15 protein-coding genes, 3 tRNA genes and 1 riboswitch are annotated in these 17,517 nt (G+C 42.6%); of the genes, 17 read left to right on the forward strand and 1 reads right to left on the reverse strand.

Annotated elements, in window-relative coordinates; translation table 11 throughout:
- The first annotated feature begins 81 nt into the window (after nucleotides 1–81).
- The 14 genes from LI164_RS02085 (at nucleotide 82) to sdaAA (ending at nucleotide 12,690) form a co-directional block, all read left to right on the forward strand.
- A tRNA-Met gene (locus tag LI164_RS02085) sits at nucleotides 82–155 on the forward strand.
- Between the two features lie 30 nt (nucleotides 156–185).
- Nucleotides 186–258: transfer RNA gene (locus tag LI164_RS02090), tRNA-Phe, on the forward strand.
- Nucleotides 259–290: 32 nt separating this feature from the next.
- Nucleotides 291–363 (forward strand) — tRNA-Lys (locus LI164_RS02095).
- Between the two features lie 143 nt (nucleotides 364–506).
- Nucleotides 507–1,376: an acyltransferase gene (locus LI164_RS02100; RefSeq protein WP_227086681.1), complete on the forward strand. Its 870-nt coding sequence runs from the start codon at nucleotides 507–509 to the stop codon at nucleotides 1,374–1,376.
- Between the two features lie 126 nt (nucleotides 1,377–1,502).
- Nucleotides 1,503–2,459 (forward strand): hypothetical protein, encoded by a 957-nt coding sequence (locus LI164_RS02105; protein ID WP_227086682.1) that lies wholly within the window; start codon nucleotides 1,503–1,505, stop codon nucleotides 2,457–2,459.
- Nucleotides 2,460–2,722: 263 nt separating this feature from the next.
- A riboswitch (glycine riboswitch) is annotated at nucleotides 2,723–2,833 on the forward strand.
- 106 nt (nucleotides 2,834–2,939) lie between these two features.
- Nucleotides 2,940–4,181, forward strand: coding sequence for a serine hydroxymethyltransferase (glyA, locus tag LI164_RS02110; RefSeq protein ID WP_215683720.1), 1,242 nt, complete (start codon nucleotides 2,940–2,942; stop codon nucleotides 4,179–4,181).
- Between the two features lie 53 nt (nucleotides 4,182–4,234).
- Complete coding sequence (gene gcvT / locus LI164_RS02115) at nucleotides 4,235–5,326, forward strand: glycine cleavage system aminomethyltransferase GcvT (protein ID WP_227086683.1); 1,092 nt, start codon at nucleotides 4,235–4,237, stop codon at nucleotides 5,324–5,326.
- Between the two features lie 51 nt (nucleotides 5,327–5,377).
- Nucleotides 5,378–5,755 carry a glycine cleavage system protein GcvH gene (gene gcvH / locus LI164_RS02120; RefSeq protein ID WP_005333840.1) on the forward strand — a complete coding sequence of 126 codons (378 nt, stop codon included), beginning with the start codon at nucleotides 5,378–5,380 and terminating at the stop codon, nucleotides 5,753–5,755.
- Nucleotides 5,756–5,780: 25 nt separating this feature from the next.
- A complete protein-coding gene (gene gcvPA, locus LI164_RS02125) occupies nucleotides 5,781–7,091 on the forward strand; it encodes an aminomethyl-transferring glycine dehydrogenase subunit GcvPA (protein WP_227086684.1) in 1,311 nt (436 codons plus the stop codon).
- Nucleotides 7,092–7,094: 3 nt separating this feature from the next.
- The gene (gene gcvPB, locus LI164_RS02130) at nucleotides 7,095–8,528 is read left to right on the forward strand and encodes an aminomethyl-transferring glycine dehydrogenase subunit GcvPB (protein WP_117657416.1); all 1,434 of its coding nucleotides are present in this window, start codon (nucleotides 7,095–7,097) and stop codon (nucleotides 8,526–8,528) included.
- 52 nt (nucleotides 8,529–8,580) lie between these two features.
- Nucleotides 8,581–9,579 (forward strand): lipoate--protein ligase, encoded by a 999-nt coding sequence (locus LI164_RS02135; protein ID WP_215683712.1) that lies wholly within the window; start codon nucleotides 8,581–8,583, stop codon nucleotides 9,577–9,579.
- Nucleotides 9,580–9,706: 127 nt separating this feature from the next.
- Nucleotides 9,707–11,113, forward strand: a complete 1,407-nt coding sequence (gene lpdA, locus LI164_RS02140; RefSeq protein WP_215683711.1) for a dihydrolipoyl dehydrogenase — start codon at nucleotides 9,707–9,709, stop codon at nucleotides 11,111–11,113.
- A 31-nt stretch (nucleotides 11,114–11,144) separates the two neighbouring features.
- Nucleotides 11,145–11,819, forward strand: coding sequence for an L-serine ammonia-lyase, iron-sulfur-dependent subunit beta (gene sdaAB, locus LI164_RS02145; RefSeq protein WP_117494369.1), 675 nt, complete (start codon nucleotides 11,145–11,147; stop codon nucleotides 11,817–11,819).
- Between the two features lies 1 nt (nucleotide 11,820).
- Nucleotides 11,821–12,690, forward strand: coding sequence for an L-serine ammonia-lyase, iron-sulfur-dependent, subunit alpha (gene sdaAA / locus LI164_RS02150; protein WP_117494370.1), 870 nt, complete (start codon nucleotides 11,821–11,823; stop codon nucleotides 12,688–12,690).
- A 134-nt stretch (nucleotides 12,691–12,824) separates the two neighbouring features.
- On the opposite strand, the gene LI164_RS02155 is transcribed toward sdaAA, so the two are convergent.
- Nucleotides 12,825–13,865: a M42 family metallopeptidase gene (locus tag LI164_RS02155; protein WP_117494371.1), complete on the reverse strand. Its 1,041-nt coding sequence runs from the start codon at nucleotides 13,863–13,865 to the stop codon at nucleotides 12,825–12,827.
- A gap of 166 nt (nucleotides 13,866–14,031) precedes the next feature.
- Between LI164_RS02155 and LI164_RS02160 the strand changes: the two genes are divergently transcribed.
- From LI164_RS02160 to LI164_RS02170, 3 genes are all read left to right on the forward strand, one after another.
- Nucleotides 14,032–15,195, forward strand: coding sequence for a DUF819 domain-containing protein (locus tag LI164_RS02160; RefSeq protein ID WP_117494372.1), 1,164 nt, complete (start codon nucleotides 14,032–14,034; stop codon nucleotides 15,193–15,195).
- Nucleotides 15,196–15,353: 158 nt separating this feature from the next.
- Nucleotides 15,354–16,031, forward strand: a complete 678-nt coding sequence (locus LI164_RS02165) for a GntR family transcriptional regulator (RefSeq protein WP_005331758.1) — start codon at nucleotides 15,354–15,356, stop codon at nucleotides 16,029–16,031.
- A gap of 68 nt (nucleotides 16,032–16,099) precedes the next feature.
- Nucleotides 16,100–17,491: an aminopeptidase gene (locus LI164_RS02170; protein ID WP_118398939.1), complete on the forward strand. Its 1,392-nt coding sequence runs from the start codon at nucleotides 16,100–16,102 to the stop codon at nucleotides 17,489–17,491.
- Nucleotides 17,492–17,517 lie beyond the last annotated feature (26 nt).

Genomic DNA, 17,517 nt, shown 5'->3' on the forward strand with positions numbered 1-17,517 from the left:
AGAGCAGCTGATTTGTAATCAGCAGGTTATCGGTTCGAGTCCGATCATCGGCTTAACTCTTTTAAAGAGAAATTTTAATATCGCGGGGTGGAGCAGTCTGGAAGCTCGTCGGGCTCATAACCCGAAGGTCGTAGGTTCAAATCCTGCCCCCGCAACTTACATTGGCGATAGCTGATGTGATGAATGCCCAGATAGCTCAGTTGGTAGAGCAGAGGACTGAAAATCCTCGTGTCACTGGTTCGATTCCGGTTCTGGGCATTTTCCTTTATGATTAGCATATTGGAAGAGACGGGCGTGTAGCTCAGGTGGTAGAGCACTTGACTTTTAATCAAGTTGTCCGGGGTTCGAATCCCCGCACGCTCATGCAGACAAGCAAGAACTTTAAAGGTTCTTGCTTTTTTTTGTACTTTTATTTAATATTATGTATAATAGATATTAGAGACAAGAGGAGAGGCAACAGAAGTTGTGAGCTAAACAATAAAAAGTACAAATGAGGATGAAGAGTTATGGGGAAAAAGAGAAGATACATCACAGGGCTTGATGGCATAAGAGCAATTGCGGTTATTATGGTACTGGCATATCATTTGAAGCTGGCTTTATTTAAGAGCGGCTTTCTTGGTGTGACAGTATTTTTTGTTTTATCAGGATATTTAATTACAGGCATACTGATTTCCGAAGTAGAAGAAGAAGGAACAATAGATTTGAAGAACTTTTGGCTGAGGCGTATCAGGCGTCTTGTTCCGGCAGTTATGTCAATGGCAGTTGTTATAATATTTGTCAGCGCAGTCGTAAACAGGATTATTTTTACAAAGGGCTGTAAGGATTTCCTGGCATCTGTTCTGGGATTTAATAACTGGTGGCAGATTTTTAATAAGGTATCTTACTTTGAAGCGGCCGGAGTACCGTCACCATTTACGCATTGTTGGTCACTGGCGATTGAGACACAATTTTATCTGATATATCCATTGATTCTTCTGGGAATCTATAAGTTAGTAAAAAGCAGAGGAGAGGGACGGGCAAAGAGAGGTCTTTTGTTTGTAGGAGTAACGTTGCTGCTGGCGCTGATCTCAGTCATTTTGATGATTATATTATTTGATCCACAGCAGGATGCCAGCCGGGTATATTATGGGACAGACACGAGAGCATTTTCCCTTTTATTCGGTGCATTACTTGCAATTCTGTGGGAGTACCGGATGGTTCCAAGAAGACTTTCAGCTAGTGTCAATATGGTTTTGGGCAGTGTGTCTTTTGCAGTGTTGCTCGTGATGACGATAGCAATCAATGGTTCCAGTAATTTCTGGTACAGAGGAGGACAATTTTTTGGAACAATTCTGACCGTATTGATGGTCTATGCAGTATCAGGACGAAAGACCTAGCTTAGCAGATTTTTAAGTAACCCAGTATTGAAATGGATTGGGGATCGTTCATACAGCATATATCTGTGGCATTATCCAATCATTTTGTTAATCAGTAAGGGGATAAAGGCATCCTGGTGGATTACATTGATTGAAATTGTATTAAGTGTTGTCCTGGCAGAGCTTTCTTATCGTTTTATTGAAACACCGATCCGACATGGTATTATTGGGGAATATTTGAATATTTTAAGAAGCAGACCGAAATCCAGGCAGGAGAAGAAGCGCCAGGTACAGGTGGCAAGAAGAAGTTTAAAGGTAATGGCAGGCACATTTGTACTGACCGTGTCACTGATACTTTGCATGGTATTTGTGCCGAAGAAAAATGCATTGGATACATTACAAAAACGTGAGACAAAGGCAAAAGAGACCGGTAAGATGACGGAAGAACAACTTGCAAAGCAGAAAGCGAATGGTTCAGAGAGTGATGATACCATCTGTACGGCTGATCTGACGGATGATGAGATTCTGGAAGGTTTAAATCTCCTGCTCATTGGGGATTCTATTGCAGTTGATGTGACAGATGATTTTTATGAAATGTTTCCAAACAGTGTCAGTGATACTAAAATCGGACGGATCACATCACTTGGTAAACAAGTTCTTGATTCCTACATTGATGAAAAGAAATGGGAAGGAGAAGGCGTCATATTTGCATCACTTTCGAACAGTCCGATCAATGGTGAACTTGAAGCTATTCGGGAGAAGATAGGAAAGGATATGCCATTGTTTCTGACAACAGTCCGGATTCCGCATGATACGTTCGAAGAGGAAAGCAACAGCAAAATAAAAAAATTCGTAGAAGAAAATGATCATACATATCTGATCGACTGGTATGCTGCAAGCGAGGGTCATGATGAGTATTTTGATGCAGATGATACACATTTGCTCTCGGCAGGTGCGAAAGCATATGCAAAATGTATCAAGGAGGCTGTACTGGATGCATACAAGAAGGAGAATATCGAAATTCCTAAGTCAAGATTAGTTAGTAGTACAGACACAAGTACGGACAGCAGTAATGATAGTAGTACAAATGCAAGTACAGAATAGTTTTTATTTACTGAGAAAAAAGCATGTAAAACGGGTGTAAAGGCTGTAAACATGGTGTCAGATATTTAACAATAATCACTGATAGAATTCTAACAAGTAAGAAAAATATTTAACGCTTGACTTTATTATCAGACAGCTGTATTCTGAGGTTAAGTTGAAGGAAGGACTTGTGAGATACCACTATCATGTGAGACGCGACACATGGAATGATAGACTGGAGCCGAAGGGGCAAGCAGAAACTCTCAGGCAAAAGGAACGGGTCTGGACAACACTCTGGAGAACAATGGAAGGGATTGTACCGAAGAAGTAACTTACCTGCCATACACGCGAAGACCGGTAAGTAATCTTTCAGGTGAAAGGACAGAGGCAGATAAAAAATAATTAGTCTTAAGATTGTTAAGAAATTATTTTTTACCTGCTTTTTTTGTACCCTTTTTTAAAAATTTTTGGGGAAATTTGGAGGATGATTAGAAAATGAACATGGTTGAACAGGTAACAGATTATGTGAAGAACTATGACGAAGAGGTTGGAAAAGCAATTGAGTTGGAGCTTGGACGCCAGAGAAGAAACCTGGAGCTGATCGCATCTGAGAACATTATCAGCCCGGCAGTGATGATGGCTATGGCAACTGTACCGGCAAATAAATACGCAGAAGGATATCCGGGCAAGAGATATTATGGGGGCTGCGAGAATGTAGATATTATTGAAAATCTGGCAATTGAGAGATTAAAAGAATTATTTGGCTGTGATCATGCATGTGTTCAGCCACATTCAGGAGCAAATGCAAACAATGCAGTATATCAGGCACTGATTAAACCGGGTGACACAGTAATGGGACTGAACCTGGCACACGGCGGACATCTGACACATGGATCACCGGTAAACCAATCCGGTATTTTATATAATTTTGTTCCTTACAACATCAATGATGACGGAGTACTGGATTACGATGAGATTCGAAAACTTGCACATGAATGTAAGCCGAAGATGATTGTTGCAGGAGCTTCCGCTTATCCAAGAGAGATCCGATTCGATATCTTTGCAGATATTGCAAAAGAAGTTGGCGCTTATCTCTTCGTAGATATGGCACATATCGCAGGACTGGTTGCAGCAGGACTTCACCAGAATCCGGTTCCATACGCAGATGTAGTTACAACGACAACGCACAAGACACTGAGAGGACCAAGAGGCGGAGTGATCATGTGTAAGGAAGAACATGCAAAAGCAATTAACAAAGCAATCTTCCCGGGAACTCAGGGTGGTCCGCTGATGCATATTATTGCAGCAAAAGCTGTCTGCTTCGGAGAGGCATTGAAACCAGAGTTCAAAGAGTATCAGAAGCAGGTAGTGAATAACGCGAAAGCACTTGCAGATGTATTGATTGCAGAAGGCTTCAATCTGGTAAGTGGTGGAACGGATAACCACTTGATGTTAGTAGATCTTCAGAACATGAACATTACCGGAAAAGAACTTCAGAACCGACTGGACGAGGTTTACATCACAGTCAATAAGAACTCAGTACCAAATGATCCGGCAAGCCCATTTGTAACAAGTGGAATCAGAATTGGTACACCGGCAGTTACAACAAGAGGACTGAAGGAAGAGGATATGAAGATAATCGCAAAACTGATCAAGATGACAGTGACAGACTTTGAGACAAAGGCAGATGAGATCAGAGATGAAGTTACAAAAATCTGCGAGAAATATCCATTATATGAATAAATTAATGTACCTATAATTAACGTCCCTATTAAAAACAAGAAGGAGGATATGATATGGAGTTAAAAACACCACTTTATGATGCGCATGTGAAAGCAGGCGGTAAGATCGTTCCATTTGCAGGATATCTTTTACCGGTACAGTATGGAACAGGTGTTATCACAGAGCATATGGCAGTTAGAGAAAAAGCAGGACTTTTCGATGTGTCTCATATGGGAGAGGTATTGTGCCAGGGAAAAGATGCACTTGCAAACCTGCAGAAGCTGTTGACAAATGATTTTACCAACATGGTAGATGGGCAGGCAAGATACAGCCCGATGTGTAACGAGAATGGTGGAACGGTAGATGACCTGATCGTATACAAACGTGGAGATAATGATTACTTTATCGTAGTAAATGCGGCGAACAAAGATAAAGATTATCAGTGGATGTTAGACCATCAATTCGGAGAGGTCACATTTACAGATGCATCTTCCCAGTATGGGCAGATTGCACTTCAGGGACCAAAAGCAATGGAGATCCTGAAGAAATTAACGGCAGAAGAGAACATTCCAAAGAAATATTATCATGCAGTATTCGATACAGAGGTAGCTGGAATCCCATGTATCATTTCCAAGACAGGATACACAGGAGAGGACGGAGTCGAGTTATATCTGGCAAGTGAAAATGCTGAGAAAATGTGGGATGCACTTTTAGAGGCCGGAAAAGACGAAGGGCTGATTCCATGTGGACTTGGAGCCAGAGATACACTTCGTATGGAAGCAGCGATGCCACTGTACGGACATGAGATGGATGATGAAATATCACCACTTGAGACAGGCCTGAAATTTGCAGTCAAGATGGGAAAAGAGGAAGACTTCATCGGAAAGAAAGCCATGGAAGAGCGTGGTGAGCCGAAAATTACAAGAATCGGACTCAAAGTAACCGGAAGAGGAATTATCCGTGAATATCAGGATATCTATGTTGGAGAAAAGAAAATCGGACATACAACAAGCGGAACACATTGTCCGTTCCTGGGATATCCAATCGCAATGGCATTAGTAGATGCCGGAAGTGTAGAGATCGGTAATAAAGTAGAAGTAGATGTAAGAGGACGTAAAGTCGAGGCAGAAGTCATAGCACTGCCATTCTACAAGAGAGCGAAATAAGTTTTGTTGAAGGATTAAAAAAGAGAATATATAAAAAAGGAGATTATTAAGATGGAAATCAGAGAAGGATTATTATATGCAAAATCACATGAGTGGGTAAAAGAAGAAGGAGATGTTGTTACAATTGGTCTTACAGACTACGCACAGTCTGAGCTTGGAGACTTAGTATTTGTAAATCTTCCGGAAGAGGGAGATAGCGTATCCGTTGGTGAGGCATTTGGTGATGTTGAGTCTGTAAAGGCTGTTTCCGATGTATATTCACCGGTTTCCGGAGTTGTGTGTGAGATTAACGAGGAGCTTTTAGATGCACCGGAATCTATCAACGGAGCACCATATGATGCATGGTTTATCAAAGTAAAAGAAGTATCTGAGAAAGAGGAATTATTATCCCCATCAGAATACGAGGCATTTGTAGCAAGCGAGCAGTAAGGCAAAGACGGGAGGTGTACGGCATATGGGAAGCTATGTACCGAATACGTTAGAAGAACGTCAGGAAATGTTAAAAGAGATTGGATACAGTTCTATCGAGGATCTGTTCGCACATATTCCTGATGAGGTTAAGATCAAAGGCGGACTGAATATTCCGGAAGGAAAGTCAGAACTGGAAGTCCGCAGAGAGATGGAAAATATCGCATCAAAGAATCAGGTATTCAAGACCATTTTCCGAGGTGCAGGAGCATACAGACATTTTATTCCATCCATAGTGAACAGTGTGATTTCAAAAGAAAATCTGCTGACAGCATATACACCGTATCAGGCAGAGATCAGTCAGGGAATCTTACAGTCCATTTTCGAGTATCAGACAATGATCTGTGATCTGACCGGAATGGACGTGTCCAATGCCTGTGTGTATGACGGTGCCGAGGCGGCAGCAGAAGGTGTGGCAATGTGCCAGGAGAGAAAGCGTAAGAAAGCCTTCGTATCCGCAGCGATCCTGCCGGATGCACTGGCAACGATACATACGTATTGTCATGGAAATGGAATGGAGATCGTGGAGATTCCGGAAAAAGATGGTGTGACAAATCTGGATTATCTGAAAGAAAATATAGACGAGCAGACAGCATGTGTCTATATCCAGCATCCGAACTATTACGGTAATCTGGAAGATGCACAGACAATCGGGGAAATTGCTCATGGTGCCGGGGCAAAATATATCATGGGTGTGAATCCAATCTCCCTTGGAATCATCAAGACACCGGCAGAGTACGGTGCAGATGTGGCAGTCGGAGATGGACAGCCACTGGGACTTCCACTTGGATTTGGAGGACCATACTTAGGATTTATGGCAGCCACAGAAGGCATGATGAGAAAGCTTCCGGGAAGAATTGTCGGTCAGACAGAAGACCATAATGGAAAGACCGGATATGTATTGACACTTCAGGCAAGAGAGCAGCATATCCGCAGAGAAAAAGCTTCCAGTAACATTTGTTCCAATCAGGCACTTTGCGCGCTGGCAGTTGGCGTGTACATGTCGGCTATGGGAAGTGAAGGAATCAAAGAAGCAGCGCTTCAGTCTGCTTCCAAAGCACATTATCTGGCAGCAGAGCTTGATAAGATCGGATTCAAAGTAGAGAATAAGGGAGAATTCTTCCACGAATTTGTAACTGTATCTGAAAAATGTCCTTGCGAAGCATTAAAGGCGCTGGAAGAGCATGGAATCCTGGGAGGATATCCACTTGGAAACCATCGAGTATTATGGTGCTGTACAGAGATGAACACAAAAGAAGAGATGGATGAAGTTATCCGCATTTTAAAGGAGGTGTAGAGCATGTTAGTATTTGAAAAAAGCAGAGCCGGACGAGGCATGAGCATGCTCCCAGCCTGCGATGTAGAAATCAAAAAACCTGGTGAGAAGGATGCAAGACAAAAAGAGCTTCACCTTCCGCAAATGTCTGAGAATGACCTTTCCAGACACTATACAGAACTGGCAAAGAAATCCCATGGAGTCAATGATGGATTCTATCCACTTGGATCTTGTACGATGAAGTACAATCCGAAAATTAATGAAGATATGGCAGCATTGCCTGGATTTACCCAGATCCATCCGCTGCAGCCAGAACATTCTGTACAGGGATGCCTGGAAGTTCTGAAAAAATCCGAAGAATACCTGTGCGAGATCACAGGAATGGACGGTATGACATTCCAGCCTGCAGCAGGAGCTCACGGAGAGTTTACAGGTCTGATGCTCATTAAGGCATATCATGAGAGCAGAGGAGACGAGAAGAGAACAAAAATCATTGTACCGGATTCTGCGCATGGAACCAACCCGGCCAGTGCTACAATGGCAGGCTATAAGGTAGTCAGCATTGCATCTGCACCGGACGGAGGAGTAGACCTTGAAGCGTTAAAGGCAGCATGTGGAGAAGATACTGCAGGACTGATGCTGACCAATCCGAACACTGTCGGACTGTTTGACAAAAATATTTTAAAAATTACAGAAATCGTACATGAATGCGGCGGTCTTTGCTATTACGATGGAGCAAACCTGAATGCAGTTATGGGAACTGTAAGACCTGGAGATATGGGATTCGACGTGATTCACCTGAACCTTCATAAGACATTTTCAACACCTCATGGAGGCGGAGGTCCGGGAAGCGGACCGGTTGGCTGCAAGAGTATGTTGCTGCAGTTCCTGCCATCCTACAGAGTGGTAGAAAAAGAAGGGGCTCTGGCAATGGAGAAAGCTGAGCATAGCATCGGTGAGATGAAAGAATTCTACGGAAACTTCCTTGTAGTTGTCAAAGCACTGACATATCTTATGACACTTGGAAAAGAAGGAATTCCGGAGGCAAGCCAGAACGCAGTTCTGAACGCGAACTATATGATGAACAAGTTAAAAGACCTCTATACAATGGCATATGATGAGGTATGCATGCATGAGTTCGTTATGAGTCTGGAAGATCTGAAGAAGAAAGCAGGCGTATCTGCAATGGATATCGCAAAAGGACTTCTGGATAATGGAATCCATCCACCTACAATGTACTTCCCGTTGATTGTACATGAAGCGTTGATGGTAGAGCCGACAGAGACAGAGTCAAAAGAAGTACTGGATCATGCAATTGAGGTATTTCGTAAGCTTTACAATGACGCACTTGAGAATCCGGAAAGCCTGCTTCAGGCACCAGTGACAACACCGGTCACAAGAATGGATGAAGTTGAGGCAGCAAGACATCCGGTATTGAAATATGAATTTGAATCATAATTCGCAGATGTAACAACAAAAATTGAAAAAGAATAGGATAAGGGGATCGCATATGGTAGAGAAGATTACTTACATTGAGAGCGGTCAGTTTAATCCATATAAAAACCTTGCAGTGGAGGAGTATTTACTCCTCTACTGTGAGCCTCAGGAATGTATTTTATATTTGTGGCAGAATCAGAATACCGTTGTAATCGGAAGAAATCAGAATGCCTGGAAAGAATGTAAAGTTGAAAGTCTTGAGGAAAATGGAGGACATCTGGCACGTCGTCTCTCTGGTGGCGGAGCGGTATATCATGACCTGGGAAATCTGAATTTCACATTTCTCGTATCAAAAGAAAATTACAGCATTGACAGACAGTTGGAAGTTATTGTCAAAGCAGTGCAAAAGTTAGGTGCAAAAGCGGAGAAGTCCGGAAGAAATGACATTTTGATTGATGGAAAGAAATTTTCCGGAAATGCATTTTATGAGCAGGAGCAGCATTGCTATCATCATGGAACATTGATGATGAATGTGAACAAAGAGATGCTATCCAAGTATCTGACTGTATCAAAGGAAAAATTACAGTCCAAAGGTGTGGATTCTGTAAAATCAAGAGTGACTAATCTGGTGGATTACATACCGGATCTGACACTGGAAGCATTGAAAAAAGCACTTCGTGAAGCATTTGAAGAAGTCTATGGCCTGACATCAAATGAGTGTAAGATGGAAGATCTGGATCAGAAAGAAATCGAAATGAGGACGAAACATTTTTCCTCCTGGGACTGGCGCTTTGGACGGAAAATTGATTTCCAGTATGAGATATCAAAGAGATTTTCGTGGGGGCAGATGAATATTCAGTTCCAGGTGGATAAAGGAAAGATTTCTGATGTCAATGTGTACTCAGATTCGCTGAAACCTATGACGATCGAGAAGCTTCCGAAGTATTTAAAAGGTATCCGTTATCATAAGAAGAATATTTGCTCGGAGCTTAGACTTTACTGGGCTGAGGACAAGCAGGAAGAAGAGATGATAGCAGATATTATCGAGTGGATAAAAGAGGAAGAACTCTAGCAGAAAAAATGTCTTTCCGAATTCAAGTGTTACATCCAGTTGAACAAGGTGGAAAGATAAGAAAGAAGTTGTGGAAAAAGACACTGCCATCTGGCAGTATTGTGGATAATTACAGGAGGACATCAGTATGAGCGAGAAATATGATGTAATCGTGATCGGTGCCGGACCGGGAGGATATGTGGCTGCTATTAAGGCAGCAAAGCTTGGATTTAAAACGGCTGTGATTGAGGCAAGAGAAGCAGGCGGAACATGTCTGAACCGTGGATGTATTCCGGCAAAAGCAATGATTCATGCAGCAGAAGTATATAGAAGCGCAAAAGAGTGTGAGCGCTTTGGTATCCATGCAGAAAATGTAACATTTGATTTTGAAAAAATATTTGAATACAAAGAAGAGACAACAAAGCAGCTTGTTTCCGGTGTGGAAGGGCTGTTTAAGGGCAACGAAGTTGACCAGATCTCCGGAAAAGGAACCCTTCTTCCGGATAAGAAAGTAAAAGTTGTGTCTGAAGGCGGGGAACAGGTGCTGGAAGCAGAGCATATCATTCTGGCAGCAGGATCTAAGCCGTTGATCCTGCCGATTCCGGGAATGGATCTTCCGGGAGTCCTGACCAGTGATGAACTGTTCCGTATGAAGAGTGTGCCGGAGAGCCTTACAATTATCGGTGGCGGAGTTATCAGTGTGGAATTCGCAACGGTTTACGCAGAACTTGGCTGTAAGGTGACGATTCTTGAGGCACTCCCGAGAATTCTTCCGAATATGGATAAGGAGATCTCTCAGAATTTGAAATTAATTTTGAAAAAACGTGGCATTGATATTCACACAGCAGCTGCTGTACAGGGTGTAGAAGCAGATGGAGACCAGTACATTTGTAAGTATGTGGAGAAAGAAAAAGAGCAGAATGCAGCCTCCCAGTATGTATTATGTGCGGTTGGAAGATGCCCGAACACAGACGGACTCTTTACAGAAGATGCGACACCGGAGATGAACCGCGGACGTGTCGTTGTAAATGAGAAGTTCGAGACAAGTATTCCGGGCGTGTATGCAATCGGAGATCTGATCTTTGGAGCACAGCTTGCCCATGCAGCAAGTGCCCAGGGAATCCAGGTGGCAGAGCAGCTTGCCGGAAAAGAAGTGTCTGTCGATGTAAATGTAGTTCCGGGCTGTGTATACACAGATCCTGAAATTGCATCTGTCGGTATTACGGAAGATGAGGCAAAAGAAAAAGGTATTGCCGTTAAAGTTGGTAAGTTCATTATGAGCGCAAATGGAAAATCGCTCATCACAAAAGAGGAGAGAGGATTTATCAAAGTTGTTGCGGAAGAAGAGAGTGGCGTGATCGTCGGAACACAGATGATGTGTGCAAGAGCGACAGATATGATTGGTGAATTCGTAACAGCAGTTGCCAATAATATGACAGTATCACAGCTTCTGAAAGGTATGCGTGCACATCCGACTTACAATGAAGGAATCGGAGAAGCGCTTGAAGAGCTGGAAGGCGGAGCAATCCATGTAATGCCGAAGAAAAAGAAATAATTTTCTATAACTTTGAAGAAGAGGAACATATATGGGAAGTATTTTTGATATTTTAGGACCGGTCATGGTCGGTCCATCCAGTTCCCATACAGCGGGAGCTGCCAGGATCGGTTATACGGCCCGGCAGCTTTTTGGCGAATCTGTGAAAAAAGCAGAAGTATATCTTCACGGGTCATTTGCCGCTACGGGGAAAGGGCATGGTACAGACCGTGCGATTATTGCAGGGCTTCTTGGAATGAAACCAGATGATTTGAGAATTCCAGTGGCATTTGAGGAAGCCAAAAAAGCTGGAATGGAATTTACGATTGCAAATAAGGAATTAAAAAATGCACATCCGAATACCGCCAGAGTGATTATGGAAAATGCTGATGAAAGAAGGATGGTCATTCAGGCGTATTCTATCGGCGGAGGCCGGATCCGTGTCAGCAATCTTGACGGAATTGAAGTTGATTTCAGTGGAGAAAGTAATACATTGATCGTCCGCAACCAGGACAGACCGGGATGTATTACGGAGGTCAGTGCAGCACTTAGCAAAGAAAAAATCAATGTAGCAACCATGCAGGTGTTCCGCCACAAGAGAGGCGGAAGCGCAGTCATGGTTGTAGAGACAGACCAGCCAATTCCACAGAATGTAGTGTCAGAGCTGAAAAAGAAAGAAGATATTCTGGAAGTGATCTCACTGAATCTGGAAGAAAGGGGGGCTTAACATGGCATATCAGGCAGTGGAAGAAATACAGAACCGATGTGAAAAAGAAGGCATTCCTTTCTGGAAAGCAGTGCAGTTAGAGGATTGTGAGGAAAATGGAATTACAGAAGAAGAATCCTGGCAGCAGATGACACTGATGTGGACCCGGATGAAAGAAGGCGTAGATGCATATAATCCTTCTGAGATATCCAGAAGTGGTCTGGTAGGAAAAGAAGGCGGTCTCATGGATGAGTATCGTCAGAATGAAAAGCCACTTTGTGGTGATTTTGTGTCAAAGGTGATTGCAAATGCGTTAAAAATGGGATGCAATAATGCCTGTATGAAACGTATCGTTGCAGCACCAACGGCAGGTGCATGCGGTGTTATGCCTGCAGTTCTTGTCACTTATTTCAGGGAGTATGGCGTAGAGGAAGACCGTATGATCGAAGCTATGTATGTGGCAGCAGGAATCGGACAAGTCATTGCAAACCGAGCATCTCTGGCTGGGGCATCTGGTGGATGTCAGGCAGAAATTGGTTCAGGATCTGGAATGACAGCGGCAGCAATCTGTGCAGTCAAAGGAGGAAGTGCTGTTCAGATGGGGCATGCTTGTGCGATGGCACTCAAGAATCTGATGGGGCTTGTGTGTGATCCGGTAGCAGGGCTTGTAGAAGTTCCGTGTGTAAAAAGAAATGTAGGCGGTGCAGTCAATGCATTGGCGGCAGCAGATATGGCATTGGCAGGAATTATCAGTCAAATTCCGGTGGATCAGGTCATTGATGCTATGGGTGAAGTCGGAATGAAGATGGATGTAAGTCTTAGAGAAACCAGTCTTGGGGGCGTAGCGGTCAGTCCACGAGGGGTGGAGATTGCGGAAAAGCTTGGAATGTAGGTAGGGACTTTCGAAGTTTAAGTTTGAAAAAGAAGTGTATGGATATAGAAAAAAAACTGTCTTTGAAGACAGCTTTTTTTCTATAAGATTTATCAATAGGGAAATGAAAACGTCTGTTTCATATTGCTGATTGTTTAGATCAGCTCGAGGTATGCTGCGCACAGTTCTAATGTGTTCATCAGTCCTTTGATGTGTGTGCGTTCCATACCGTGGGAAGCCTGCACGCCCGGTCCGATGAGTGCAGCGCGTGTGTCATATCCGGCTCTCCATACTGCTAAAGCATCTGAGCTATAACGTGGATAAATGTCTGTGACAGCGTCAAGATTATGTTTTTTAGCGAGGTTAACAAGTCTAGTTGTCATCTCGTAGTCGAAAGGACCGGATGAATCTTTTGCACAGATGGATACCTGTTCTTCTGTGCAAGTCAGGTCAAGACCGACACATCCCATGTCTACAACGAGAAGTTCTTTAATATCTTTCGGGAGTGTTGCTCCGCCGTATCCGATTTCCTCGTGCGTTGAGAAACAAATATATGTCTTATGCTTTGGTTTTATGTCGTTGTCTTTCATGATTTTTAAAAGTGTAAGCTCCAGCGCGGAACAAGCTTTATCATCGATGAAACGAGATTTCAAGAATCCGCTTTTTGTAAATGTTGTCTTAGGGTCGTAGCATACGAAATCTCCTGCATGAATTCCGAGCGCTTCTACATCTTCTTTCGAGTGAACAATCTCATCGATACGAACGGCCATGTTCTGCTCATCTCTGTCTCTTGTAGATGCATCCGGGAATACGTGAACTGCCGGTGACAGGGAAAGAATGGTTCCAGTGTAAACTCTTCCGTCTCTTGTGTGGATGTTACAGTACTCACCGTCCAGAGATGGAAGAAGTGGTGATCCGATGGAAGTAATCATCAACATTCCGTCAGATGTAATAGAGCGGACCATAAGTCCCAATGTATCTACGTGTGCAGACAGAGCAACTGGCTCAGAGTCATCTTCACCTTCTACGGTTACAATAACATTACCAATATTGTTCTTATAAACAGGATACCCCAGTTCTTTTACTGTATCGATCAAATAGTCAGTTACTTTTGCTGTAAATCCACTGGTACTGTCGATGGACAGAAGAGAAGTTGCTGTGTCGATCAGATAATTCTGATATTGTTCAAAATTCATAGTAAAACCTCCAATATTAAAAAGTTGTTATTGCAATTTGTCAATCACCGTGGTATATTTAAACCACAAATCCTATTGTTAACAATCTACAATAAACAAAACAAATTGTCAAGTCTTAATAGTAAAATTGTAAGACTTGAGTAAACCAAGGAGGAACAAAAGAAAAATGAAAACTTTAATTTCAAGTACAGAGGGTCTGTTGTTTGTAATTTTACTTATGGTAGCATTCTCACTTTGGCTTCAGAGGTACAAGGTATTCCGTTCACTGGGACCAGTACTGACAGTTGTAATCATCGGAATCGTACTTTCTAACACACATGTTGTGCCGATATCACATGATTTGTACAGCTCAATTTCTACTTATTGTGTACAGGCAGGAATTTCCATCTGTCTGTTAAGCATGAATGTGACAGAGCTTAAGAAGCTGAATCGTCAGCCGGTTATTGCTTTAGTATCTGCAATCTTCTCCGTATGTATCGTGGCAATTGGTCTTGGTATCATCTTTGCACCACAGATTACAGAAGGATGGAAATGTGCAGGAATGTTCGTAGGAACATACACAGGAGGAACACCGAACTTAACGGCAATTGCGACAGGAGTTGACTGTTCAAGAGAGACACTTGCAGCAGCAAATGCAGCAGACTATGTAGTATCTACACCACTGATGGTTCTGATGTTTGCAGCACCGGCTATTTTCAAAGCTTCTAAGAGATGGAATAAATTATGGCCATACTCATTTACAGAGGAAGAGCTTGATGAAGGTGAGCATAAGCCACTGATGTCTGACAAAGAATGGTCCATCAAAGATATAGCATGGCTTCTTACAATCGGATTTGGTGTAGCATTTATTACAACAGCAATTGCACAGCGCATTTTCCCTGATACATTCTGGAAAGCAGGAAGACTCCTTATGGTTACAACAATTTCTATCTGTCTTGCACAGTTAAAACCAGTGAAGAAACTTCGTGGTAACCTGGACCTTGGACTTTTCATTTCCCTGTGCTTCCTTGCAACAATCGGATTTGCAGTAGATTTAAGAGAGTTCGTAGGATCAGCATTTATGATGACATTATATGTATTCCTGATGTTAATCGGATGTACAATATTACATTTCCTGATCTGCCGTTTGTTCAAGATCAAATACGAGTATGTACTTCTTTCTATGGTAGGATGTATCGTAGACGGACCGACAGCATCTCTGACAGCAGCAGGTGGAAACTGGAAATCACTGATTAATGTCGGATTGATCATGGGAGTTATCGCCGGAGCATGTGGAAACTATGTCGGAATATTTGTCGCCTATGTGGTTAAGGCTATATGCGGCCTATAGGCTTGTAAGTGGCAGTATATAGCAAAAAAATATCAGTAAAGAGTTTCCTTTTCTACATTTGTTATGCTATGATTAAAGAAATCAAAAATATTGCGCATTGTATGAAAACAACTGCTGGGAGCAGAATGATATTATATGTAGTAAGGAAATGAAATCATATGGCAAAATTAAGATATCGTACATTGAGAGAAAATGTTGTAGATGAAATTCGGATGAAAATCTTGAACCGGGAATATGAACCGGGAATGCGAATCGTAGAGCAGAACCTGTCCGATGAACTTGGAGTAAGTCGAGGACCAATCAGAGAAGCTTTGCGTCAGCTGGAACAGGAAGGACTCGTAGAATATGTGAGAAATGTTGGATGTTCGGTCAAGCAGGTTACATTGGAAGATATTTATGAAATCTATCTGCTTCGTGCAACTTATGAGCAGGTAGCAGTTCGAACATATGAGGGACAGCTTTCCGATGAAGATCTTGCACAGATGGAATCCATCGTGGAAGAGATGAAGATTTTTGGTGAGGATGATTTAGGGGATCTTGTAGATTGTGATTGTAGGTTTCACCAAGTAATCGTCGAAAAAGCAGGTCTGAACAGACTTCTGAAAGCCTGGACCGAATTGAATTACGGCAATATTGTCTGCTATTTTGCCGGAAATTCGGACCGGAAGGAAGCGGCAAACCGGCAGCATGATATTCATGAACGACTTTTGAATGTATTTAGGAGTAAAGACGAAGAGACAATCTGCAACGCAATTTCGGAGCATTATATGAAGACAGTAAAGCGTCTGATAAAAGAGGGATCCATGTCAGACGAAAGTTTTAAATATAAAGTGTAGAAGTATATGAATTGAATGAAAGATGCCGGTCCATGGGGGGACGGCATCTTTTTTGTGGAGGTTTAAGTATGGAACGTAAAAATATGTGGGAACACTATACGGAAGAGCAGGAAAGAGAACTGGAGGAACTGGCAGTCAGATACAGAAAATGTCTGGATCAGTCCAAGACGGAGAGAGAGTGTGTGACACTGTCCATTGCAATGGCAGAGGAAAAGGGATATCAGAATATTGAGGACTGTATCCGTGAGGGTGTGACACTGAAAGCCGGGGATAAGGTTTATGCACAGTATATGAAGAAAACGCTGGCACTTTTCCACATCGGAACAAAACCGCTGACAGAGGGAATGAACATTTTAGGTGCACATGTGGATTCACCGAGACTGGATGTAAAACAGAATCCATTATATGAAGATACACAGATGGCATATCTGGACACACACTACTATGGCGGTGTGAAAAAATACCAGTGGGTGACGATTCCTCTTGCAATTCACGGCGTTGTTGTGAAAAAAGACGGAACAGTCGTGCCGGTCGTTATCGGTGAGAAGGAAGACGACCCGGTATTCGTAATCTCTGATCTTCTGATACATTTATCCCAGGATCAGCTTGAAAAGAAAGCAAGAATCGTGATTGAGGGCGAAGGTCTGGATCTTCTGGTTGGAACAAAACCGGTAAAAAATGCAGATAAAGATGAGAAAGAAAAAGTACGCGCGTGGGTAGTTCGTTATCTGAAAGAAGCTTATGATATAGAGGAGGAAGATTTCCTCTCTGCAGAGCTTGAAATCGTGCCGTCAGGAAAATCCAGGGATTGTGGATTTGACAGAAGTATGATTCTCGGATATGGACAGGACGATAAGGTATGTGCTCTGACTTCACTTTTTGCAATGCTTGAGGCAGAAAATCCGGAGCGTACAGGTTGCTGTATTCTTGCGGACAAAGAAGAAATTGGAAATATGGGAGCGACCGGTATGCAGTCAAGTTTCTTCGAGGATATGGTTGCAGAGGTTCTCGCACTGACAGGGGAGGATAGCCCGGTGAAGGTAAGAAGAGTGCTTCGCAATTCCTGCATGTTATCTTCTGACGTAAGTGCCGCTTACGATCCGCTTTATCCGGAAGTATTCGAAAAGAAGAATACAGCATATTTCGGGAGAGGACTTGTGTTGAATAAATACACCGGAAGCCGCGGAAAGAATGGAACAAGTGATGCTAACGCAGAGTATGTTGCGAAAGTACGAAATGTATTTGACAATAATCATGTTGCTTTTCAGACCGCAGAACTTGGAAAGGTCGACCAAGGTGGCGGTGGAACCATCGCCTATGTCATGGCAAATAAAGCAATGAGCGTTATTGATAGTGGTGTGGCAGTTCTGTCCATGCATGCACCATACGAAGTGACAAGTAAATCTGATATATACGAAGTATATCGCGGATACAAAGCCTTTTTAAAAGATATGAAATAAAAAGTATGAAACATAAAGTATAAAAT

It is taken from the genome of Dorea sp. 210702-DFI.3.125, assembly GCF_020560945.1.
GTDB lineage: Bacteria > Bacillota > Clostridia > Lachnospirales > Lachnospiraceae > Dorea > Dorea formicigenerans.